This is a genomic window from Brevibacillus sedimenti, assembly GCF_020923495.1.
Classification (GTDB): domain Bacteria; phylum Bacillota; class Bacilli; order Brevibacillales; family Brevibacillaceae; genus Brevibacillus; species Brevibacillus aydinogluensis.
Genome location: NZ_CP064048.1, coordinates 338244 through 361759 on the forward strand (window position 1 = coordinate 338244; position 23516 = coordinate 361759).

Below are 23516 nucleotides of genomic sequence, written 5' to 3' on the forward strand. Positions count from 1 at the left end.
ACACAGAATAGTCAAACTATTTCGCTTCAATGATATGCACCACCCACAGGTTATCTTGCCAAACTCCGCACTCGCTCAGCGTTCTTCGCCCCGCCTCTGAATACACATGTAGTACGTTTTGGACGTTTTCCCGCTCGTATCACACTATCCCAGCGAAGAAGGAAGTGGATCAACGTGAAGCGAACCGGGAGTACCGGGAAAACCGGCATCTCCATTATCACCTGCACCAAACGTCCCGGCATGATGCGCAACCTGTTTCAGAATTATCTGCGGCAGCGCGGAGTCAACAAGGAATTGATCGTAGTGCTGAACAACGATGCGATGAGCGAAGCGCGCTACAAAAATTACGCCCGTTCGTTTCCCAACGTGTCCGTCTACAAACTGCCCGGACGGACGTCACTCGGCGCCTGCCTGAACTTTGCCGCAAGCAAGGCACGCTATCCCTACCTCGCCAAATTTGACGACGACGATTACTACGCCCCCCGCTACGCGGCTGACACGCTGCGCGCGTTTGCCCGATCAAAGGCGGCCGTCGTCGGGAAGCGCTCGTATTTTATGTACTTTTCTGGTTTGCGGCTGCTGACCCTGCAATATCCGGGGAACGAACACAGGATGACAGGGCGGATCGCAGGCGGGACCCTCGCATTTCGGCGAAGCGTATGGAACCGTGTCCGTTTTGCCAACCGCTCGCTGGGGGAGGATGTCGCGTTCCTGCGGAATTGCCGCCGCCTCGGCTTTCGCATCTACTCGGGCAGCCGTTTTCACTACTGTGCAATTCGCCGAAAAAACGTCGGCAGCCACACCTGGAAAGCAGGCCACCGGTACCTGCTCTCCCGGCCGCACAGGCGGATTGCCCGCACGGTCAACTATCGCAAGTTTGTCGTCGGATAGGAGTTGCCAGAAAAACAACAGCCCGGGAGGGGGTGATCCCTTGATCTTCCCGCGCCCGGGCAATCTGAATACGCACAGATCGTGCTTATACTTCATGTACGGTTATACTTTGAAACTGCCTACCATCTCCTGCAGATCTTCGGCCATCTTCGCCAGCGCCGTGGCCGACGCGTTGATCTCCTCCATGGAAGCCAACTGCTGCTGAGCTGCGGCGGAAACGTTTTGCGTACCAAATGCCGCTTCCTCTGCCACTTCCCGGATCGTATGCGTCGTCTCCACCACGCGTTTTGTGCCTTCGGTCAACTGCTGCACCGCGCCGGACACCTCCTGGATTTGTCCAGCCAGCTCTTCCACTGCCGCACGAATCTCTTCGAAGGAGGCCCCAGCCGCATGGACCACGTCAATTCCCGCGGCCACCTCCTGGGTCACCGTGTGCATGGAACGAACCGCATCGTTCGTCTCCTGGCGGATCACCGCAATGAGTTCGGCAATCTTTTGCGTGGATTGCGTCGTCTGCTCTGCCAGCTTGCGCACTTCATCCGCCACCACGGCAAATCCCCGGCCGTGTTCACCTGCCCGCGCTGCTTCGATAGCGGCATTGAGCGCCAGCAGGTTGGTCTGATCGGCAATCTCGGAGATGACGTCGACGATGCTGCCGATCTCCTGCGAGCGCTTGCCCAGTCCGTCCACGGTATGCGCCAATTCCTTGACGGTGACACTCATTTCCGTCATTTGGTTGATCGCTGTTTGCACGGTCTGGCTGCCGGAAGCTGCCTTGTCCGAAGCCTCGGAAGCCAGTCCAGCCACCTGCTGCGTGTTGCCGTTGATCTGTTCCGCAGCGCTTGCCATCATGTTGACCACCTGGTACGCCTCTTCCACGCCAGCTACCTGCTTGTCCGCCCCGACGGCCACTTCCTGAATCGCGGACGAGATTTGTTCGCTGGCCTTGCTGCTCTGATCCGCGCTTGCCATCAGCTCCTCAGCCGACGCCGCCACCTGGACGGCACCCTGGTTCACCTTGGCCAGGACAGACTGCAGCGACAGGCGCATGCCCTCGAAGCTCTCCGCCAAGCGGCCGATTTCGTCCCTGGCATTTACTCTTACTGGTTCAGACAGGTCGCCCTCGCTGATCTTGGCGGCGGCCGCCATCAATACGGCGAGCGGACGCGTGATCAAGCGGACAATCCACAGCACCAGCACGGCGCCGCCGATCACTGCTACGGCCACGATCGTCAAAATGGGAGGCAGCACGTCGGAGGCCTCTGCTTCCGCTTCACTCACGTAATAGGTGCCCAGCAGCTTCCAACCGGTCAGTCCGTTGGTGACAAACGCCATTCGCTTGCTCTGTCCGTCCTGGTTGACGAACTCAAACGTGCCCGCTTCGTTAGCATACACGTGGTCGATATAATCTGCTTTCTCCGCTTCCGTCCCCGCTTTCTGCTGGGGATGGACGATGAACTTCCGCTGTTTGTCCATCAGCACGACGTAGCCGAATTCGCCGATTTTGACCCGGCTGGTGATTTCGGCCAGTGCCTGCAGACTGAGGTCGAGCCCGACCACTCCGTGCCCGTCTTTTGTCGTCCGGGCAATGGTGATGACGGGGAGGTCTGTAGACGCAGAAATGTACGGATCAGTGATGACCGTTTTTCCCTTGTTCTCCATGGCTTGTTGGTACCAGGGTCTAGTACGCGGGTCATACCCGGCCTTTACCGACACCGTGCTGACAAACGCCCCCGTCTCCGTTCCGATGTAGATACCTTCCCACTCGTTGTGGATGGTGGCGGCCTCCTGCAAATACGCATGCGCTGCGGAATCGTTGCTCGTCAGCCCCTGTCCCGCCAGATGAGAAGCGACCCGCTCCACCTCCTTCATCTGCAAATCCAGATAGGCATCAATTGTTCCGGCCAGGGTCTTCACCTGCTCGTCAGCCCGCTGCAGCAGTTGGTCCTCGATTTCCTGCTTGGCGCTGTAGAACGAGACCCCTGAGATCAGCAGACTCGGCAACAGCAGAATCACGGCAAAGGTCAACAGCAGTTTTCCTTTCATCTGCAGCGAACGTGTTCGTTTTGGCTCGGTAGGCCCATTCATGTCGATTCCTCCTGTTGTTGATGAGCTATAATAAACACAAAAAAAACAGGCCATTCCAAATAAAAAGAACAGCCGTTCATCATTGTACAAATATTTCCCGAAAATGACAAGACAAGTATATCCTTCATGCCCATTTTTTTCTTTTTTCTAGATCTTTTTTCGCGGGACGCACGTCACTTCGGTTTCCTAACCTCCAGAAGCGCCTTCATCAACTTGGCAGCCTCCGCCCGGGTCAGCGTTTTGTCTGGTTGGAACGCGTCGGGTGACCCGGAAGGAAGCAGCCCGTAGGCATGGGCCAGGGCGACGGCGGGCACCAGCCGCTTTTCTACATCCCGATACGGCGACGCAAACAGCCCCGGTTTTTCCAGGAGTTCACCATACCCCAGCAGGCGGGCGGCCATTTCCGCCGCTTCTCCGCGGGTCACCGGGCGATCCGGCTCAAACCTGGTCCCCTCCTTGGGGATCAGTCCGTATTGAATCGCTTTTTTGATGACACCGTACAGCGGGTGGTTCTCGTCGACGTCAGCAAACCGGTACGGCTGGCGATCTTCGTCGTCATCATCGAGCCCGCTGAACTGCCGGTGAAACTCGATGCGGTTGACCATGCGCGCCATCATCTGCACCATGTCACCGCGCGTCGCCGCTTTGTCCGGTTCCACCTTGCCGTCAGTCACCGTCAACAAGCCCTCCCGAATGGCAAACTGCAGTGCTGCCTGCCCGGGATGGTTGTCAATGTCCTGCGGAATTTCTTTTTTCCGCAAGTCGGCAAAACTGAGCCACTCCCCGGTCACGGCGTCCACGACTCCCTCATCGCCGACGTAGCTGTAGACAAGCAGCGGTTTGGACTCGCTGTCCGGCAGGTGATAGGCAAGCATCAGTTTCTTTTGCTCCTGCTCCGTTTTGGCTGCTGCCTTTCGGTCAATTTTGGCCGCCGTTTCCTCTGCACTGACAGGTCCATATTCGTACACGTTCAGCTCTTCCGCTTCCCCGGTTTCGGGATTGACGATCACGCGGAAATTCCTGTCTTCGATCGGAATGCCGTTCTTCATCCAGCCAAACGTAAACACGTAATACTGCCCCTGCTCCCGCACCTCCTCCTCGATCGTGCGGGATGCATTGCGGTCGATGAGATAGATGTCCCCCAGCCGTTCGGACAGCAGCGTTTTTACCAGCTTGACCGCACTCTCCTGCGCTGCTTTCCACGAGACCGCCTTCTCGATTTTCCGTCCCCGTTCGTAAGAAAACCGCCCTTCCCCGGTGCGGTATTCGACCAAATCCCCGCGGTCGCTGATGCTGATCTCAAGCGGCTCCACATTTTCCCCCTTGACGTGCAGCGGAGTGAATTCAAAATGCCAGTATCTCGATTCCACGCCATCCACTCCCGATCTGGCACCGCCTCCCCTGCTTCCATCGGAACGATAGCTGCCGGGGAGCCGCTTGACCAGCTCTTCGGCGATCTTCTGCGCCTCTTCCTTGCCGATCAGCTTGTCCGCTGCACGGCTGTTGACCGTGCTCCCCAGCGGCTTGATGCCGACTTCTTCGGCCGGCTCGCCGAGTGCGTTCAGCACCTTCCCGGTCGTAGCGTCCACGAACTGCGGATCAGTTTGCACGTAGCGATAGACCAGGCGGTACCGATTTGAGTTCGCCGGGTAACGGCCGTTCAGATCACTCTCCCGCGAGTAGACCAGTGAGGGCGCCGCTTTTTCCGCCAGCAGCCGCTCCGCCTCGTCAGGCTGGATCACTGCCTTGGCGTCAGGCAGTTCTCCCTGGTACCAATTCCTGATAAACATGATCACTTCGCCGGTTCGATCGACGATCACCAGAACGCCGTTGCCGAGAAAAGGCGTGTCGCCTTCCATGCGCGTATAGGAAAAGACGCGCGTTCTCCACGGGTCACCCGTAAAATTGGGGAGGCCGGGGTATTCGTTTGGCTTGGACAGCTTCTCCCGCTCTGTTTTGGGGACAACCCGCTCGAGAAACTGCTCGGCCTCCCGCAGCGCTTGTTCCTCGCTGACCGCCGACGACGAGTCGCTTTCCCGCTTTTCATCGTAGTGTGAATAATACACCAATTGTCCCGTCACCGCATCGACGTTGACAGACACACGTCCCTCCCCGCTGTCTTTTACCCAGGTCAGGCTCCACAGCGGATGGTCGAACGGATTTTTTTGATCTTTTTTCTTGTAGTACGACCGCTCCGGCTTGTAATCGGCCGGTATGTTCAAAAGCTTGCTCATCTGTTGAATCGCCTGCTCCCGCGTCAACTCGTCCGCCTGCTGCCCGGCGGCCAAGGCGCTCGGCAGGCTGTTCTCCCACACGCCAGCAAGCGGGACGGGAATACCGGCCAGCAGCACCGCTGCCGAAAATCCCGCTGCTACCCGCAGCATCTTTTTTCTGGTCATACCGAAAAACACCTCTCCCCTCTTGGCTTTGCAATTACGAACACAATCTTACCATTTGTCACGAATTGATACAAATTATTCCATATACGAGAGGATCATCTATCCACCTGATGCTTTGCATGCAAAAAAAATCTACCCCGGCTGCACCGTGGGTAGATTATGGTTGAAAGGGTTACACCTGCAGCATTTGCGCAAGCGATTCGGGCGTGACAATGTTGCCCACCAGGAAGTTGCCGAACTCCCCATAGCGTGCGCTCACTTCGTCAAAGCGCATTTCGTAGACGATGTGCTTGAACTCGAGCGGGTCGTTGGCAAACAGCGTGACGCCCCACTCCCAATCGTCGAAGCCGACCGAGCCGCCGATGATCTGCTTCACTTTGCCGGCGTACTTGCGGCCGATCATTCCGTGCGAGCGCATCATTTCGGCACGCTGTTCCATCGTCAGCATGTACCAGTTGTCCTGCAGGTTGCGTTTTTTGTTCATCGGGTAGAAGCAGATGTGCTCCCACTTCGGCAGAATCGGGTAGAGCCGCTCCCGGATTTGCGGATTGGACTTCGGGTCTTCGCCGGGATTATGTACGTAGTTGCTCAGCTCCACCACAGAAATATAGGAGTACGGCGCCTCGGTGTACGCGGCGAAGCGGGTCTTGTTGAACGCCGTCTTGATCGCGTCCAGTTCCTGCATCGTCGGGCGCAGGAACAGGAAGACCAGGTCCGCCTTGTGCCCCAGGATGCTGTAGATGGCCGTGCTGCCTTGCTTCTCCTGTTCATTTGCCTCCCACTCGCGGATCAGGCCAAACAGCTCGTCCAGTGCGGCCTGGCGCTCTTCGGCCGAAGCCGCTTTCCACTTCTCCCAATTGATCGTGCGGAAATTATGATAAGTATACCAGCCTTCCAGCGTAAGCAATGCCTCGTTCGTGCTCATCAGGTTCAACTCCTTACGGTAATCTGGTGCATTCTTCTTGGACACTCCCAGTATAGCATAACGAACGAAGCGTTATGCGAAACGAATTGGTGAACAAGCGCCGCAAACAACGGCCGTTCACACCAGGCGGCCGCTGTTTTTCGTCTCGGCTGACAGCAGCGCTGCCGCCTCCTTGTCCGCGATGACGGTCACATCTGAATGAAGCTGCAGCAGCGACGCGGGCACGTCAGGCGTCTTCTCTCCTTCCAGCATGCGGCGCACCGCATCCGCCTTGGCCTCGCCGCTCGCAAGCAGCATGATCCGCTTCGCCGCCAGAATCGTTTTGATCCCCATCGATACAGCTTTCGTCGGCACTTCGTCGATCGATTCGAAAAAGCGCGCGTTCGCCTTGATTGTACTTTGTGCCAGTTCCACGATCCGCGTGGTCGTCTCCGCGTCGGACCCCGGCTCATTGAAACCAATGTGGCCGTTTCCGCCGATACCCAGCACCTGCAGGTCGATGCCTCCCGCCGCCGCGATTGCCGCTTCATATCGCCGGCACTCCGCCTGCAGGTCGGGTGCGTCTCCGCGCGGGATGTTGGTCTGCTCCAGCGGGATGTCCACATGGCGAAAAAAGTGTTCCTGCATGAACGTGTGGTAGCTTTGCGGATGATGCGGCGGCAGTCCGACGTATTCATCCAGGTTAAACGTCGTCACGCGGGAGAAGTCAACTCCCTCCTCGCGGTGCAGCCGCGCCAGTTCCCGGTACATGCCGATCGGTGTGCTGCCCGTAGCCAGTCCCAGTACGGCAGTGGGTTTGGCTGTCACCACCTGCGCCACGATGTGCGCCGCAGCTTTGCCCAACGACTCGTAATTCTCCGCAATCAGCAGTTTCATGCGCTCTCCCTCCGTCAGCCGCTTCAGTATTTTTTGTCCAGCACCGCTTTTGCCGTCTTTTCCTTGTAGGTCAGCGCTTTCTCCTGGATGCGCATGGCCAGTGCCGTACACAGGATGTCGATGACGTGCAGTTGGGCGATTTTGGCCGCGAGCGAACCGCCCTGCAGCGGCCCTTCCTTTGCTGCCGTCAAAAGCGTGACATCAGCCACGTTCGTGATCGGCGAGCGGCGGTAGTGGGTGATGCACAGCACTGTTGCCCCTGCTTCCTTCGCCACTTTCAGCGAATCGATCGTATCCTTGGTGCTGCCCGACACGGAGATGCCCACGGCGACGTCGCCGGGCCCCAGCGTGGCGGCAGCCATCGCCTGCAGGTGTGCCTCGTAAAAGGCGTCCACTTTCAGCCCCAGGCGCAAGCACGTGTATTTGGCATCCTGGGCCGTCACCCCGGATGTTCCCACGCCGTAAAAGTGGATCGTGTTGGCGGCTTGCAGCAGGTCGACACACCGCTCCAGCTCGACCGGGTCGATGAGCGAGCTGGTGTCACCAACCGCCTGCATGTTGGTGGCCGTCACCTTTTGCGCGATGGTCGTCAGCGAATCCTCCTCCGTTACCTCACCGTGCAGGTTTTTCACCGGATGGACCAGCTCCTGGGCCAGCGCCAGCTTGAACTCCTGGTAGCTGCGAAAACCGATCTTGCGGCAGAAGCGCAGCACGGTGGTTTCGCCCACGCCCGCTTTTTCCGCCAGGTCGATGACGGAAGAGTAAATTACGCTCTCCGTCTGGCTCAGTACGATCTCCGCCACTTTTTGCTCAGATTTGGTAAACGACGGCCGCAAACTCTGAATGCCCAGCAGGGTGGCATTGGTTTTGGCCGCGCCGCCGGACGCGCCGGCCGTCTGCTCTTTCTGATTTACCGTCATCGGCGTCCTCCTCCGTTTATCACCAAAAGAAAACAGCTTTATTCCTACCGCCATTATATGCAAAAGCGGAGCATTCCGCCATATTGATTGATATATGTGGAGAAGTTCTCCATTCTATATCAGACCGTTCTGATTCGCGGCGCACTCCGCTTCCGCGAGCATCCGCCGCTCTTGGCGCCGCTTGTCTTAGCGAACAACAACAAAAAAAGCCTCCACCCGGAACCTTTTGATCCGAGTGAAAGCTTTTCGACGTGTGTGCAAAGCACCCGCCGCCTACACGATTACGCGGTACCCGATCAGGATGACAAGCACCATCAGCGCGAGCGCGCCAACGAAAAATCCGATGCTGGCTTCCTGGCGGCGTGCCCGTCCCAGCGCCATTTCCATCAGCCCGAAGACGACAATCCCCAGCAGTCCCTTCACATAGTACAGGACGTCTCCCGTGTGGAACTTAAACAACATCCAACCACCCGTCACGACCACGATCACCATCATCACGCGCAGAAACATGTGAACGATGTTGCCCACTTTTTCCTTGCCGAGACGGAAAAGGATGTACCCGACGATCAGCAGGATGAATGCCACTTCCCAACCGCCTACGTGGGCTTTAAGATACGCATAGCTCACCGTTTGCTCACTCCTTGCCCAGTGCAATCTCCATACTCGTCTCATTATAACAGATTGGCAAGGGAAAAGCAGGGCGCGCAATGCTTGGCGGTTTTGTGACAGCTAGTCACTGGACCGGACCCGCTTTTTTGGAAGCTGCCAGCCAAGATCAGTCTTCCCTCCCACAACATATTGTGTTATAGTACCTTCATACAACCATATATAGTGTGCTTTGTGGTGCGCTTGCCCAGGATTCCGGCAAGCGCTTAAAAGGGAAGACCGGTGCAAGTCCGGCGCGGTCCCGCCACTGTAAATGGGGAGCGACTCTGTCAGATGCCACTGTCGATCGCATCGACGGGAAGGTTCAGAGAAGCGATGATCCATGAGCCAGGAGACCTGCCACAAAGACAACACCGTTGGAACCACGAGGATGGGGAGGTGTGGAATCGGTCATTCGCGGCGTGCCGCTCTTTCGGGCGCACGTTCCGCTTTGACACAGGCATGTTTGTTTCCACATGGGCAACATCAGCATCCTCTACCCGGCGGGAGAGGATGCTTTTTTCATGAACCGCAAAGGAGAGGGATAGATTGCAAACGGTTGTCTCTGACATTGACCAACGTATTACATCGCTGATTGGCGACATTCTGGCCGATTTTCCCCGGCTGCGCGCAGATGCCGTCATCCAGTCGGCGGCCATCAGAGCCAAACACAAAACGCTCACGGAACAGGAAGCGGCAAAAATCGTTGCCATGTCGGCCGCCGAACTGATTTCCAAAGAGGAGCCGGAATGGACCTACGTCGCCGCCAGGGCGTACCTCGCTGCCCTGTATCACGAAGCGGCCCGCAGCCGGGCGTATTCCTTTAGTCCTGCGCGTCCCTACGGTTCGTTTTTGAACCTGTTGAAACAGCTGGTGGAAAAGGGCATTTACAAACAGGAACTGCTGACCGCCTACCGTCCGGAAGAGATTGCGGAGCTGGAACGGGAGATTGATCCGGAAAAGGACAAGCTGTTTACCTATTTGGGGATCGTGACTCTCGCCGAGCGGTATTTGGCGAGGGATTACACCGGCAGCCTGTATGAACTGCCCCAGGAGCGGTTTATGGTCATCGCCATGCACCTCATGCTGCAGGAACCCCGCGAAAAAAGACTCGCGCTGGTAAAGGAAGCCTACTGGGCGCTCAGCCATCAGTACATGACCGTGGCAACGCCCACCATGGCGAATGCCGGCAAAGCACGGGGCGGACAGCTCTCCAGCTGCTTTGTCGACACGGTCGACGACTCTCTGCAAGGCATCTACGATTCCAACACCGACGTCGCCCGGCTGTCCAAGATGGGCGGCGGCATCGGCGTGTACATGGGAAAAGTGCGGGCGCGCGGCTCTTCCATCCGCGGCTATGAAAACAAATCCAGCGGGGTCATTCCGTGGATTCGCCAGCTGAACAATACGGCGGTCAGCGTCGACCAGCTCGGAACGCGCAACGGCAGCGTTGCCGTGTATCTCGACGTGTGGCACAAGGACATCCTGGCGTTTCTCGATTTGAAAATGAACAACGGGGACGAACGCCTGCGGGCGCATGACATCTTTACGGGTGTGTGCATCCCTGATCTGTTCATGGAAGCGGTGGAAAACCGGGCCGAGTTTCACTTGTTTGATCCGCATGAAGTGCGCACCGTCATGGGCTTTTCGCTGGAGGATTGCTACGATGAGGAGCCCGGGCGAGGCACGTTCCGCGAACGGTACGAGGCGTGCGTGCGGCATCCCCGCTTGAGCCGCGTGACGGTACCCGCCATCGAGATCATGAAGCGGATCATGATCTCCCAGCTGGAGACGGGCACGCCGTTCATGTTCTACCGGGATACCGTCAACCGCGCCAACCCCAACAAACATGCGGGCATGATTTACTCCAGCAATTTGTGCACGGAAATCCTGCAGAACATGTCGCCCACCACGGTGACAGAAGAAGTGCTGCAGGACGGAGAGATCGTGATTCGGAAAACGCCGGGCGATTTCGTCGTCTGCAATCTCTCCAGCATCAACCTGGGGCGCACCGTGCCTGCCAACGTGCTGGAGCGGCTGATCCCCATCCAGGTGCGGATGCTGGACAACGTGATCGATGTGAACCGGATCGACGTCCTGCAGGCCCAGCAAACCAACAAAAAGTACCGAGGCATCGGGCTGGGGGCGTTTGGCCTGCATCATCTGCTGGCCCTCCAGGAAATCAAATGGGAAAGCGAAGAAGCGGTCGCCTTCAACGACCGGTTGTTTGAACGCATCCATTACTTGACGATTCGCGCCTCCACGGAACTGGCGAAGGAAAAGGGCGCCTATCCGCTCTTTTCGGGCAGCGAGTGGGAAAGCGGCAGCTATTTTGCCCGCAGGGGCTATAATTCGCCCGAGTGGGAGGCGCTGGCCAAAGAAGTGGCCCAGCACGGCATTCGCAACGGGTATCTGATGGCGGTCGCTCCCACCGGCTCCACGTCGCTGATCGCCGGCTCCACCGCTTCCATCGACCCGGTGTTTGAACCGGTCGCCTACGAGGAGAAGACGACGTACAAAATCGCCAATCCCGCTCCCGATCTGACTGCCCGCACGATGTGGTACTACAAGGGAGCCTATCACCTAGACCAGCATTGGTCGATCAGACAGGCGGCCGCCCGCCAGCGCCACCTCGATCAGGGGCAGAGCATCAATCTGTATGTCCGCCCCGACATCCACGCCAGAGAGCTGCTGCAGCTCCATCTGGAGGCATGGAAGCAGGGGCTGAAGACGACCTACTACGTCCGCAGCCGGGCCGTAGAGATTGATGAGTGCGAAGCCTGCACCTGATCGCGGAAAGGAGAACGGATATGCTGCAGAAGCAAAAGGTATTTGATACAAACGCGCCCAACAGGTCAACCAAAATCATCAACGGCGAGTGTTCCGGGGTGTTGAACTGGGATGATATCCGCCACCCGGCGATGTACAAGCTGTACAAGGTGCTGATCGCCAACCACTGGATTCCGTCCGAGATTTCGATGAACAAGGACAAGCAGCAGTTTGCTGAACTGACGCCGATCGAACAGGACGCCTTCAAGAAGATTATCGGGCTGCTGGCTGTGCTGGACAGCATGCAGACCAACTTTGTGACCGATGTCGGCCAATACTTTACCGACTCGTCCCTGGTGGCCATTGCCGCCATTATCAACCAGCAGGAGGTGATTCACAACCAGTCCTACTCCTATGTGCTCTCCAGTCTGGTCGACTACCAGACGCAAAAGGACGTGTTTGAATACTGGAAACACGACCAGGTGCTTCTGGAGCGCAATCTGTTCATCGCCGACATGTACCAGCGCTTCCGGGACGACAAAACCCCCCAGACCTTCCTGGAGGCGCTTGTCGCCGACATGATTCTCGAAGGGGTCTTCTTCTACACCGGGTTTGCGTTCTTCTACAATCTGGCCCGTCATCAAAAGATGCTGGGAACCAGCCAGATGATCAGCTACATTCAGCGGGACGAGGCGCAGCACACCTACTTTTTCGGGGAAGTGTTCCAGCTCCTGCTGGCCGATTTTCCCGAACTGGATACGGAACAAAACCGCTTCTTTGTGTATGAAAAGATGAATCAGGCGGTTGAATTGGAGATGAAATGGGCCCGCCATGTGCTGACAGGCGTCGAGGGTATTGACTTTGACGAATTTGACCGCTACATCCGCTATATCGTCAACAAGCGGTTGGACATGATGGGTCTGGAAAAAGCGTATGAGGGCGTGGATAACTGCATGCCGTGGATTCGGCCGTTTTCCGACGAAGCCCTGAATCAAACCAAAACGGACTTCTTTGAAGGAAAATCCCGAACGTATGCCAAGGTGACAAAAGAAAACGGATTTGACGAGCTGTAATGGCGAAAAACAACTTTTGTGTCAACCAAAAAACCAGCGGGCAGCCAATATCCCGCTGGTTTTTCCGTTGCTTACCGGACATCTGTTTGTGCGGTGAAATGATGCTGGAACTGTTCCCGCAAGGCGCGTTTCATGAATTTCCCCACGGTCGTCTTGGGAATCTCGCTCACGAAGACGATGTCATCCGGCAGCCACCATTTGGGAAACTGCGGAGCCAGGTACGCGAGCAGCTCTTCTTTGGTCACCTTGCCTTCGCTGCCCGCCTTTGGCACCACGCAGGCTACGGGCCGCTCGTCCCACTTGGGATGGGGAACTCCGATGCAGGCCGCTTCCAACACTGCCTCGTGGGCCATGAGCGCGTTTTCGAGATCGACGGATGAAATCCATTCGCCGCCGCTCTTGATCAAATCTTTCGTCCGGTCGACCAGCTTGATGGTCCCTTCTTCGTCAATCGTCGCCACGTCCCCTGTATGCAGCCATCCGTCGATAAACGCCTCCTGGGAGCGTTCATCCCGGTAATACTCATCAGCAATCCACGGTCCGCGGACGAGCAGTTCTCCCATTTCCTGTCCATCCCATTTCACTTCACCATGGGGTCCGACCACCTTGACTTCCAGCCCGGGTACCACCATCCCCTGCTTGGCGTACACATCCAGTTTGGCTTCCAACGGCAAATCCTGCTGATAGCTTTTCAGGCGGGAAACGGTAACGAGGGGGCTGGTTTCGGTCATGCCATACGCATGCAGGACAGGGATGTTGAACTTCTCCGCGTACGCCTTGATCATCCCTCTGGGCGCAGCGGAACCGCCGCAGACGATGTTGCGCAGGCTGCTGGTGTCGTAACGTCCTTTTTCCAGCTCCTGGTACAGGCCCAGCCAGATCGTCGGGACACCTGCAGCAACGGTTACCTTTTCGGATTCGATCAACTCGGCCAGCAGCTGCGGAGTGAATCTGGGGCCGGGCAGCACTTGGGTCGTCCCGAACCACGTAGCGGCAAACGGAAGTCCCCAGGCATTCACGTGAAACATGGGAACGACCGGCATGCAGACATCGGACTCGGACAGCGCGAGCGAATCGACCAGCCCAATGCCCATGCAGTGCAGGACAATGCCGCGGTGCGTGTACACTACTCCTTTCGGCTTCCCTGTCGTGGCTGACGTGTAGCACATGCCGGCAGGTTCATTCTCCTGGATATCGATGGGGTACTCAAAATGGGGATCGCCCTCCCGCAGCAATGCTTCGTACGAGTAAAGCGGTTGGAGGCTGGAGGCGGGCAGTTCCTCGTGATCCGTCATGAGGATGTACGCCTTCACTGAATGGAGGTGATCCTTGCAGCCCTCAATGAGCGGCAGTAGGTCTTCGTCGATCAGCAGCACCTGATCTTCTGCGTGGTTGATGATGTACGTGATGTGGTCGGGGGAAAGACGAATGTTGATCGTATGCAGCACAGCTCCCATCCCCGGGATGGCGAAATACGCCTCAAGGTGCCGATGGTGATTCCACGCCAGTGTCCCTACGCGATCGCCGCGCTTGACGCCCAATTTTTTCAGGGCACTCGCCAGCCGGCGCGTTCGTTCGCCGATCTCTCCATACGTCAACCGATGAATCCCGGTCGCCGTTCGGGAGATCACCTGTTTCCTGGAAAAGTATTGTTCCGCCCTCTCCATCATAGGCGCGATGGTCAACTGGACATTCATCATGCGCCAACCACCCCCTGTACAAGTACAATTATTATTTTGAAAATACATACTATTTTATACTATATTGCCATGCGGAATCCTTCTGCAAACGAGAAACGAGCCCTGGGCTTTGCCTGCCTGCAAAACCCAGGGCTCACATTTGTTTCGGGGTACGTGCCTAAACGCCTGTCACATCTATGTCGCATAATCAGGAGCGAACAGTTTTTTCAGCACCAGCGTGACCGCGCCGATCGCCGTGGCGTGATCGCCCAGCCTGGAGAGTGTGATGGACGCGGCTTCTGCGGGCGTCTGCAGCGCCCGGTTGCGCACCGTCTCGTTGACCGCCTGCAGCAGAAAATCTCCCGCTTTGGCCACTCCTCCGCCGATGATCACCCGTGCCGGATTAAGGACGTTGATTACAGCGGCGATCCCGATGCCCAGGTAACGTCCCGCAGCCTGCAGCACCTCAATGGCCAGCGCATCCCCCTGCAGCGCGGCTGCATGGACGGTTTCGCCAGTGACCGCATCCAAGTCTCCGCCCGCCAGTTCGGCGATGATGCTTGTTCGGCCCCGCTGCAGCTCCGCCTTGGCCCTGCCGGCGATCGCCGGACCGGAGGCGAGGGCTTGCAGACAGCCGTAGTTTCCGCAACTGCACTGCGGCCCTGCGGGATCGACAGTGATGTGACCCAACTCGCCGGCCGTGTGGGTGGTTCCGTCAAACAGCTTTCGGTCGATGATGATCCCGGCCCCGACCCCCCGTCCTACATTGACGCAGACGAAGTGATCGATATTCTGGCCGCTGCCGAACCAGCTTTCGCCCAGCGCCATGGCCCGCACGTCATTTTCCACTTCCACCGGCAGTCCAAACGCAGTCTGCAGGCTCTCACGAATCGGAACGTTGCGCAGGTTCAGGTTGGGGGCGTAGATCGACACCCCTTCGGCCGGATTGACCAATCCGTGCATCCCTACGCCAATCCCGATCACGGACGCTTTGTTCAACCGATTCCGGTCCATGATGCTGCGGACAGCCTCTGTCAGCAGTGCCAGCAGCCGTTCGCCGGTCAGGCCGGCGGGCATGCTGACCCTAAGCGAGTCGAGCATCTCCGCATCCAAATTGGTCAGCACCAGTTTGATGTCTTGCGTTCCCACGTCGATGCCGATTACCTGAAATGCCTGAGCATGAATGCGCAGCAAAATGGGTTTGCGGCCGCCGCTGGAGACGCCCAGATCGCTTTCGATCACCAGACCGGATTCCAGCAGTTCGCCGACGATATTCGTAACCGTCGGAGCGGTCAACTGCGTCCGTTTTGCAATGTCGGCGCGGGAAATGGGCCCTTCGGTGCGGATGACGTTCAGGATCAGCGACTTGTTCAGCGATTTCATCAGCTGAAAGCTTCCTGCCATGCCTCGGACCATGCATATCCCTCCTTTTACGTCAGCGTGCCCGATGTGCACAATCCACACACCAGTGATACCACAAGCCGCTGTCCGGTGCCAGTCCGGTCATTTGTTCCGCTGTCTTTAGACCTAGCGGATCAGGATGTCCGGCCGCAGGTACGTCCGCCCTTCGCTTGCCGCCTCCATGTACACCCATTCGCCCGTGTGCGTGATGAATTCAATCTCTTCCTCGTGAACGAGGAAGGTATCTTCCATCTTGATGCCGCGAATCGACGGATTCCAGGCGTAGGCCTGCTGCGCCCGGACGACGCCTGTTTCGCCCGGACCGACGAGAAATTCGCGGGGGACGTATCCGCTTGGCCCTCCCTGATGCAGCAGCTGCCAGTCGTCAGGGTATCCCGCCCGTTTGTACGCTTCAATCCCCCGCTGCAGGATGTCCGCCAGCTTCGCCCCCGGTCGCGTCGCCGCAATCATCGCCACCTCGATCTCCGCCAGCTTCCGCTTGTTTTCTTCCAACTCGGGCGCAAGGTCCCCGAAATGGACGAAGCGGGTGGCGTTTGCCACCAGTCCCCCTTTTTCCGCACACAACACGAGCATGGCGTAGCGATCCAGCTGCTTCTCCGTCGGAATTGGATGGCGATAACGGAAAATCCGCTCGTCCGTGGCGACCAACAGCACCTGCGGGTTGATTCCTTCTCTCAGCAGCTTGGCCGCGAGATGGGCGGCGATTTCGTGCTCCGTCCACCCCCGCTGGAGCTCCCGGCAGGTGGCTTCGAGCGCCTTGGCCGCCGTTTGCCCCAGCTGGCGGTAGCGCTCCATCTCCTCGCCTGTCAGCGTGGACCTGATCTGCGCCAGTTCACTGGCCACATTGGGCAGGTGATGGAACCAGACGTCGGCACCCACAGCTTTTCCCGCGCACAACTGCAGGATCGCTTCATCGGTTCCTTCATACCATTCAGGCGTGACGAACTCGCAGCCAAAGCCGGCCAGTTCCTCGTCACGAATGCGGGCGGCTTCCATCCGCGTTGTAATGCAGTACATGCGGTCGGACAGGATCAGCAGGTCCGCCACGCCCAACTCCGTCGTGTTGACGATGTGGTTGTCCCCTCCTCCGGTCGCCCAGGCGAAATTGGACCGTGTGCGGAGCAGCACCCCGTCCAGATTTTGCGCGTTCAAAAACGCCCGTATTTTCGTTACTGCCTCAGTGGGCATGGCACAGGTCACTTCCTTTCGTCATTCCGATAAACTGCAAAACGTCCGTTTTCAAGCGGTTGAGCCGTTCGCTCGCATCAGCCGCATCCGTTCCCTTTACGCCAAAGTAAAACTTGATCTTCGGCTCCGTGCCGGAAGGACGGGCCGCAAACCACGAACCGTCCGCGAGCAGGACTTTGATTACGTCGGCCGGCGGCAGCCCATCAATTCCGGGCAGATAATCCTTGCGTGCGGTCACCGCAGCATCACCCACCCGTTCAGGCGGCTCTTTGCGCAGGCGCTCCATCAGCTGCTGGATTCGCTTGGCACCCTCCCGGCCAGTCCACGTGAACGATACCAGCGCTTCCTGATAAAACCCTACCTGTTCATACAGCGCCAGCAGCACCTGATGCAGGCTTTTCCCCTGCTTGGCGTAGTAGGCTGCCATCTCCGCCGTCAACATGCACGCCTGCACCCCGTCCTTGTCGCGGCAAAAATCGCCGATCAGATAGCCGCAGCTCTCCTCGTAGCCAAAGAGAAACGTCTTCTCTCCCGTCTTCTCCCACTGCCGGATGGCTTCCGCGATATGCTTGAAGCCGGTCAGCGTCTCCACTGTTTCCACGCCGTACCGGGCGGCAATCGCGGCGCCCATCTCCGATGTGACGATCGTCTTCACGATCGCCCCGTTGCCGGGCAGCGCTTGTCGTTTTGCACGCTGGGACAGGATGTAGTCGAGCAGCAGCGCTCCCAACTGGTTGCCGGTCAGGCAGACAAATGCGCCGCTGCCGTCCCGCACCGCGACGCCAACGCGGTCGGCATCGGGGTCGGTGGCCATGGCCAGGTCGGCTTCCGTCTTTTCGGCCGTCTCGATCGCCAAGGCGAACGCCGCCGGGTCTTCCGGATTGGGAGAGGCCACTGTCGGAAAATCGGCATCGGGCCGCTCCTGCTCCGGCACGACGGTCACATGCCGGAAGCCGATGTCGAGCAGCGCCCTCTGCACCGGCGCGCTGCCCGTTCCGTGCAGCGGCGTGTAGACGACGCGGTAGTCTGCGTTGTTCTCCCGGGATTGGAATGCCAACGTGCGCAGCCGGGCGGCATAGGCCTCGTCCATCGCTGCGCCTATCTCTTCCAGCAGCCCCTGTGCCGCAGCATCCTCCGCGTCCGCCAGCGGCACCGCCAGTTCGTCCACGTCCGCCAATTCCGCTGCGATTACCTCCGCCGCGTCCGCGGTAAGCTGGGCACCGTCGGCTCCGTACAGCTTGCAGCCGTTGTATTCGGGCGGATTGTGACTCGCCGTGATCATGATCCCGGCGGCCGCCCCCAGATGGCGAACGGCAAAGGAGAGTTCCGGCGTGGGACGCACACCTTCAAACAAATACGCCTTTACCTGGTTGGCCGCCAGGACCAGCGCCGCCTCCCGGGCAAATGCGGAAGACTGTCGCCGGGAGTCGTACGCGATGACCACTCCCCGCCGCATCGCAGCGTCCCCCTGCCGGACGAGGAAACGAGCCAGGGACTGCGTCACCTTGCGGACCGTGTAGCGGTTCATCCGGTTGGTGCCGGCTCCCAGAACGCCGCGCAGTCCGCCGGTGCCAAACGTCAGCGACTGGTAAAACCGATCTTCGATTTCACGCTCGTCTCCTTCGATTTGGAACAGTTCCCGTCTCAGGTCCGGGTCCAGCTCCTCATGCCGAAGCCATCGTTCGTATTCTGCCTGCGCGTTCATTTCACATCTGCCCCTCCTCTCTCTTTACCGGTCCACACTGGCGTAGCCGTGCGGGTGGCGGCGGTGCCAGTTCCACGCGCTCGCGATGATCGTCTCCAGCTCAGGGCAGCGCGGCTGCCAGTTGAGCAGCCGTTTCGCCTTATCGGCGGAAGCGACCAGCACGGCCGGGTCGCCCGCCCGCCGGGGGCTAACTTTGGCGGGAATCGGATGGCCCGTCACCTTCCGCGCGGTGTCGATCACCTGTTTCACGGAAAAGCCCGTGCCGTTGCCCAGGTTGAACACATCGCTCCGGTTGTGCGTGCGGAGGTAGTTCAGGGCGAGCCGGTGTGCGTTCGCCAGGTCCATGACGTGCACGTAATCGCGAATGCAGGTCCCGTCTTCGGTCGGGTAATCGTCGCCAAACATCTCGATCTGCTCCCGCCGCCCCAGCGCTACCTGCAGGACGAGCGGAATCAGGTGGCTCTCCGGCTCGTGGTCTTCCCCGATCAGCGCATCCGGGTGGGCGCCGGCCGCGTTGAAGTAGCGCAGCGAGATCGACTTCAGTCCGTACGCCTGGTCGCACCAGCGAAACATCTTTTCCATGGCCAGCTTGGTCTCGCCGTACGGATTGGTGGGCACCGTCGGGTCTTCTTCCCGGATCGGGATGCGCTCAGGTTCGCCGTAGACGGCCGCTGTCGATGAAAAGACCACCTTGCGGACGCCGTGCTCCAGCATCGCCGACACCAGGGTATGAGTGCCGATCACGTTGTTGTCGTAATAGCCAAGCGGATCGCGGACACTCTCCCCGACGAGCGATTTGGCCGCGAAGTGAATCACCGCTTCGATCTCATGGGCGCGGAACACCTCGTCCAGAAACCGCCGGTCCCGGATGTCTCCGCGGTACAGCGTGCCGCCAAGCACGGCCCGCTCGTGTCCTGTGCGGAGGTTATCCACCACGACGACCTCTTCGCCGTGGGCGAGCAGCTCCGCCACGGTGTGACTGCCGATATACCCTGTTCCACCTGTCACCAGAATCGCCATTATGCGCCGCCTCCCTCGGGCAATCGCCCATCTTTTTGCAAAAACCGCCGATACGCTTCCCGCAGCCGGGGCGCCGTCTCTTCCACGGACTGCGGATTGGTCGCCGCCCACGCTCCCATCTCCGAAGAGGCGTAGAACTTGATTTTGTCCCGATCCCGCAGCGGCGTGTAAAACTCGATGTGGAAATGGTAATAGTCCTCCACGTCGTCGCCGTTGACGGGGCGTTGGTGCATGACCATCATGTACGGGAACAGCCTATCGAACAGTTGATCCATCGCTCCGGTGGTGTCGCGAAGGATCGCGGCCAGGCTGCGTTTTTCCTCCGCAGTAAAATCGGTGATCGCCGTTTTGTGCTGTTTGCTGACGATAAACACGCCGTACGGGTAATCCGTAAAAAAGGGCAGGTAGGCGAGAAAGTGGTCGTTCTCGATGATGACCCGCTGTTGGAAGTTCTTCTCCTCGTCATTCATCTGGCACAGCAGGCACTTGCCCGTCTCTTGATAGTGCAGCTTGCAGCTTTCCAGCTCCTGCCTGATTTTCAGCGGCATTTTGGAGTAGGCGTAAATCTGTCCGTGCGGATGGGGCATGGTGACCCCACATTCTTCGCCCCGGTTTTCAAAAATCAGCACGTACTGGTGGCGAGGGTCTTTTTCCAGTTCAGCAAAACGCTCTGCCCACAGGTCGACCAGCTTGACGATATGATCAACAGAAAGTTCCGGCAATGTTTTCGTGTGATCGGGCGAGTACAAAATCACCTCGCACTTCCCGTACGACTTCGCCGTTCGGTACAGGGAGGTCTGCACCGGGTCCGGTTCCGGCGGATCGGGCGTCAGCACGGGAAAATCGTTGTCGTACTTGTACACGTCGTAGTGGTCCGGCACCTTGCCCGAGCCCGGGCAAAACGGGCAGTAATCCTTGGGCATGTGCGGACGGTGCTGCCTGTTGGACGCCACCATCGTCCAGTCGCGCAGCAGGGGATTGTAGCGCAGTTCAGCCATTGGCCAGATTCCTCCTTGCTCTCGTTCATCTCTTATTCAGCATGCGTGCAGCCGTTACGCGGTAGGAGGCAGGACGATTTCGCCCGCTCCGTCTCCGAGCTCGCACACGTAAAAGTCGGGTACCAGCCCTGTGGCTTGCCTGTAACGTCCGGCAACCTGACGCTTGAACGCGTCCACGGCGTCCGCCTGCACCAGACTGACCGTGCAGCCGCCGAACCCTGCCCCCGTCATGCGGGTGCCGATGCAGCCGTCAGCCTGTGCCGCCGCTTCAAACAGCGCATCCAGTTCGCCCCCGGTCACTTCGTACAGGTCGCGCAGCGATTCATGCGAAGCTTTCATCAGGCGGCCGAACGCGTGCAGATCACCGGCTGCCAGGCATTGCGCCGCCTGGATGACCCGCTCGTTTTCGGCGACTACATGCTCCACCCGCCTGCGAATCACCTCGTTGGAGAGGGACGTGCTGACCTGCCGCCACTCGTTGCCGGAAAGATCGCCCAGCGAGCGGAGATGCGGCAGACGCTTCTGCAGTTCGCTTAATCCTTCCTCGCACTCCCGGCGGCGTTCGTTGTACGTGGAGTCGGTCAAGGACCGCCGCTTGTTGGAGTTGGTAATCACCAGCTTGTATCCGTCGATGCGAAACGGCACGTATTCGTAAGTCAGCGTGTCGCATTTCAGCATGATTGCATGCTCCTTTTTCCCCATCCCGACCGCGAATTGATCCATGATCCCGCAGCGCACCCCGACAAAGCGGTTTTCCGCCCGCTGCGCCAGTTTGACCAGTTCCATCATCGGCATGTCGATCCCCGCCAGGGCGGTCACGGCCACAGCGGCCGCCAATTCCACGGAAGCCGAAGACGACAGGCCCGCCCCGTTGGGAATGTTTCCGAAAAACAGCAAATCGGCCCCCTTCAGCAGCGGAGCGCATTCCGGCAGCGCCGTCAGTTCATGTACAACACCCTTGGGATAATTGGCCCATCCGTCTTCTGCCCGGTAGACGATGCGGGACGCTTCACACGAGGTTTTCCCGGGAAAATTGACGGAAGCAAACCGGTACACCCCGTCCTGCCGGGGAGCGGCCAGCGCCCAGGTACCGTACGTGAGGGCGGCGGGAAACACATAACCCCCGTTGTAATCGGTATGCTCCCCGATCAGATTGACCCGCCCCGGCGCAAAGAAGACGCGGACGTCTTCCCGTATGCCAAACTCCTCGCGAAATCTCGCGTGCAGCTGTGCGTAGATCTCCACAGACATCACCCTTTCCTTTCTCCTCTCGCCGGCATGATGTCGGCGGCAGCCCTTTCGATTCCAGGTGCTTGCCAACGTCAACCCCTGCTTTTCCGGCTGCCAACCGGCAGGGCCGTGGAGAGTGGGAAACATACTTTATTAAATTAATTAAATAATACTACGCACAAAGCTGATTCTCAATCATTGATTTTTTTGTTAGGGACGCCCTACTCAGTACCTTTTGTCTTTCGTGTAGATAAACTGCGGACTCATGAACGACGTAATCATTACTTTTGATTTGTCATTCTTCACTTCATATATGCGTTCGCCATGTTGTGTTTGCCCGATCAGTTTGCCAAACGTAAAGGCTGCCGGATCAGCAGAAATATCCCAGTAGTAAACATCACCATTGATCGTTACCTTACTGATGGAATATTCAGTGCCATTAAAAACCACCACTTGTACGTTGCGTTCTAACGAATATGTGGGGACGTTGAGCAGCTTGTAAATATTAAGGCTTACGAGCAATAGGATGATAAAAAATGCACAAATGATAAAGATTTTTCCCTTCATATATCCTCATCAGCTCCTTGGCAGCAATTAACGTTTTACTTGCGGGCAACTCCGGCGGATGGAGTCGTACCCTCTCTTTTCGTGGCCCAATCATTACGCATCCGCCGCTGCCGTCATTTTGCTCCCGGCTCAATGGCCGGGCCGTTCCAACATCAGCGTATGTAGCGCCGCTTTCACCGCCGCCACCTTCGCCTCGTCCACGGGCTTTTGCGCCTGGCCGTCTTCGCGGACGCCGGTGCCGAAATGGACTTCCGTCGCGCCGGTAGAGCGGATCACATCAGCCATCGTCGTCAGCGTCAGTCCGCTGCCGGCCATGATGGACAGATGCGTCCCCGCGGTCAACCGCACCAGGTCGGCGATCCGCTCCGCTCCGTCCAGCGCGCTTTTTTGTCCCCCGGATGTGAGAATCCGCCGCACCTGCGGATAGTGAAGCAGCACGCTTGCCGCTCCCAATTGGTCGGCGGCTTCGTCAAAGGCGCGGTGGAACGTGACGTCCAGCCCTTCCGCTTCGGCCAAAAGCTCTTCTAGCGCTGCCGTATCCACCTCACCCTGCGGCGTCAGGGCGCCGAGGACGATGCCCGCCGCACCGCTCTCGCGGATGACGCGGATGTCTTCGCGCATTACCCGCAGATCGTCGGCCGTGTAGCAAAACGACTGGCTGTGCGGCCGTACCATGACGTTGACCGGGATGGAGACGGCTTTGACCACCGCGTCGATCAAACCGCAGCTGGGCGTCACGCCCCCTTCCAGGATGCCGCTGATCAGCTCAATCCGATCCGCCCCTCCCCGCTCTGCCCGTTTGGCGTCCTCCACTGTCGTCGCTATCACTTCCAATACCATCGCACTTCCTCCGTTCTCGTGTCTTGCATAGGTAACTGGCCGCAGCCGATCGGACTGATGTAGCAAGCCAAATAACGGCAGTCCGCGCTGACGGCAAAAATAGTGTATAATCAGAATAGCCATGCCCATACCGACTGACAACTGCATACTGGAAAATCCATGCGCACGCATGGGAGAGGTTCGCGAACTCCCTCTATAAAAAACTAAGGTGAAAAACAGTACCCTTGGTATTGTTTTGTTTTTTTTGCAGGATTCAGTTCAAGAACTCTCTTTCTTCCACC

The 23516-nt window shown here is 58.3% G+C and carries 18 protein-coding genes and 2 riboswitches; of the genes, 3 read left to right on the forward strand and 15 right to left on the reverse strand.

Going from position 1 to position 23516, the window contains the following annotated elements:
• Positions 1-174: 174 nt before the first annotated feature.
• Positions 175-891, forward strand: coding sequence for a glycosyltransferase family 2 protein (locus IRT44_RS01680; RefSeq protein ID WP_230077338.1), 717 nt, complete (start codon positions 175-177; stop codon positions 889-891).
• A 102-nt stretch (positions 892-993) separates the two neighbouring features.
• Here the strand turns inward: IRT44_RS01680 and IRT44_RS01685 are convergent, their stop codons facing one another.
• The 6 genes from IRT44_RS01685 to IRT44_RS01710 all read right to left on the reverse strand — a co-directional run bounded on the left by IRT44_RS01685 (position 994) and on the right by IRT44_RS01710 (position 8726).
• Positions 994-2979 (reverse strand): methyl-accepting chemotaxis protein, encoded by a 1986-nt coding sequence (locus tag IRT44_RS01685; protein ID WP_230077339.1) that lies wholly within the window; start codon positions 2977-2979, stop codon positions 994-996.
• A 173-nt stretch (positions 2980-3152) separates the two neighbouring features.
• A complete protein-coding gene (locus IRT44_RS01690; protein WP_230077340.1) occupies positions 3153-5378 on the reverse strand; it encodes a YcdB/YcdC domain-containing protein in 2226 nt (741 codons plus the stop codon).
• Positions 5379-5550: 172 nt separating this feature from the next.
• Positions 5551-6303 (reverse strand): hydrogen peroxide-dependent heme synthase, encoded by a 753-nt coding sequence (hemQ, locus tag IRT44_RS01695; protein ID WP_230077341.1) that lies wholly within the window; start codon positions 6301-6303, stop codon positions 5551-5553.
• 117 nt (positions 6304-6420) lie between these two features.
• Positions 6421-7179 carry a glucosamine-6-phosphate deaminase gene (nagB, locus tag IRT44_RS01700; RefSeq protein ID WP_212132101.1) on the reverse strand — a complete coding sequence of 253 codons (759 nt, stop codon included), beginning with the start codon at positions 7177-7179 and terminating at the stop codon, positions 6421-6423.
• Between the two features lie 23 nt (positions 7180-7202).
• A complete protein-coding gene (locus IRT44_RS01705) occupies positions 7203-8099 on the reverse strand; it encodes a MurR/RpiR family transcriptional regulator (RefSeq protein WP_171565895.1) in 897 nt (298 codons plus the stop codon).
• A gap of 273 nt (positions 8100-8372) precedes the next feature.
• The gene (locus tag IRT44_RS01710) at positions 8373-8726 is read right to left on the reverse strand and encodes a YisL family protein (RefSeq protein WP_230077342.1); all 354 of its coding nucleotides are present in this window, start codon (positions 8724-8726) and stop codon (positions 8373-8375) included.
• A gap of 197 nt (positions 8727-8923) precedes the next feature.
• Positions 8924-9124, forward strand: a riboswitch (cobalamin riboswitch).
• A 190-nt stretch (positions 9125-9314) separates the two neighbouring features.
• Here IRT44_RS01710 and IRT44_RS01715 point away from each other — a divergent pair.
• Together IRT44_RS01715 and IRT44_RS01720 are read left to right on the forward strand one after the other, a co-directional pair.
• Positions 9315-11534, forward strand: a complete 2220-nt coding sequence (locus IRT44_RS01715; RefSeq protein ID WP_409978431.1) for a ribonucleoside-diphosphate reductase subunit alpha — start codon at positions 9315-9317, stop codon at positions 11532-11534.
• A gap of 23 nt (positions 11535-11557) precedes the next feature.
• Complete coding sequence (locus IRT44_RS01720; RefSeq protein ID WP_230077839.1) at positions 11558-12586, forward strand: ribonucleotide-diphosphate reductase subunit beta; 1029 nt, start codon at positions 11558-11560, stop codon at positions 12584-12586.
• A 71-nt stretch (positions 12587-12657) separates the two neighbouring features.
• Here the strand turns inward: IRT44_RS01720 and IRT44_RS01725 are convergent, their stop codons facing one another.
• The 9 genes from IRT44_RS01725 to IRT44_RS01765 form a co-directional block, all read right to left on the reverse strand.
• On the reverse strand, positions 12658-14286 hold the full coding sequence (locus IRT44_RS01725) for a long-chain fatty acid--CoA ligase (RefSeq protein WP_171565892.1): 1629 nt from the start codon (positions 14284-14286) through the stop codon (positions 12658-12660).
• 174 nt (positions 14287-14460) lie between these two features.
• Positions 14461-15681 (reverse strand): ROK family transcriptional regulator, encoded by a 1221-nt coding sequence (locus IRT44_RS01730; RefSeq protein ID WP_171565891.1) that lies wholly within the window; start codon positions 15679-15681, stop codon positions 14461-14463.
• Positions 15682-15792: 111 nt separating this feature from the next.
• Positions 15793-16875 carry a M24 family metallopeptidase gene (locus IRT44_RS01735; RefSeq protein ID WP_171565890.1) on the reverse strand — a complete coding sequence of 361 codons (1083 nt, stop codon included), beginning with the start codon at positions 16873-16875 and terminating at the stop codon, positions 15793-15795.
• Complete coding sequence (locus tag IRT44_RS01740; protein ID WP_230077344.1) at positions 16865-18580, reverse strand: phospho-sugar mutase; 1716 nt, start codon at positions 18578-18580, stop codon at positions 16865-16867. The genes IRT44_RS01735 and IRT44_RS01740 overlap by 11 nt, the downstream gene beginning before the upstream one ends.
• Positions 18581-18604: 24 nt before the next feature.
• On the reverse strand, positions 18605-19600 hold the full coding sequence (gene galE, locus IRT44_RS01745) for a UDP-glucose 4-epimerase GalE (protein WP_171565888.1): 996 nt from the start codon (positions 19598-19600) through the stop codon (positions 18605-18607).
• Positions 19600-20598, reverse strand: a complete 999-nt coding sequence (gene galT, locus IRT44_RS01750; RefSeq protein WP_212132105.1) for a galactose-1-phosphate uridylyltransferase — start codon at positions 20596-20598, stop codon at positions 19600-19602. Before galT ends, galE begins: the two co-directional genes overlap by 1 nt.
• A 54-nt stretch (positions 20599-20652) precedes the next feature.
• Positions 20653-21849, reverse strand: a complete 1197-nt coding sequence (locus tag IRT44_RS01755) for a galactokinase (protein WP_230077840.1) — start codon at positions 21847-21849, stop codon at positions 20653-20655.
• A 204-nt stretch (positions 21850-22053) separates the two neighbouring features.
• Positions 22054-22395 (reverse strand): hypothetical protein, encoded by a 342-nt coding sequence (locus IRT44_RS01760; RefSeq protein ID WP_171565886.1) that lies wholly within the window; start codon positions 22393-22395, stop codon positions 22054-22056.
• A 129-nt stretch (positions 22396-22524) separates the two neighbouring features.
• Complete coding sequence (locus IRT44_RS01765) at positions 22525-23235, reverse strand: copper homeostasis protein CutC (protein ID WP_171565885.1); 711 nt, start codon at positions 23233-23235, stop codon at positions 22525-22527.
• Positions 23236-23404: 169 nt separating this feature from the next.
• Positions 23405-23448, forward strand: a riboswitch (PreQ1 riboswitch).
• Positions 23449-23516: the final 68 nt, after the last annotated feature.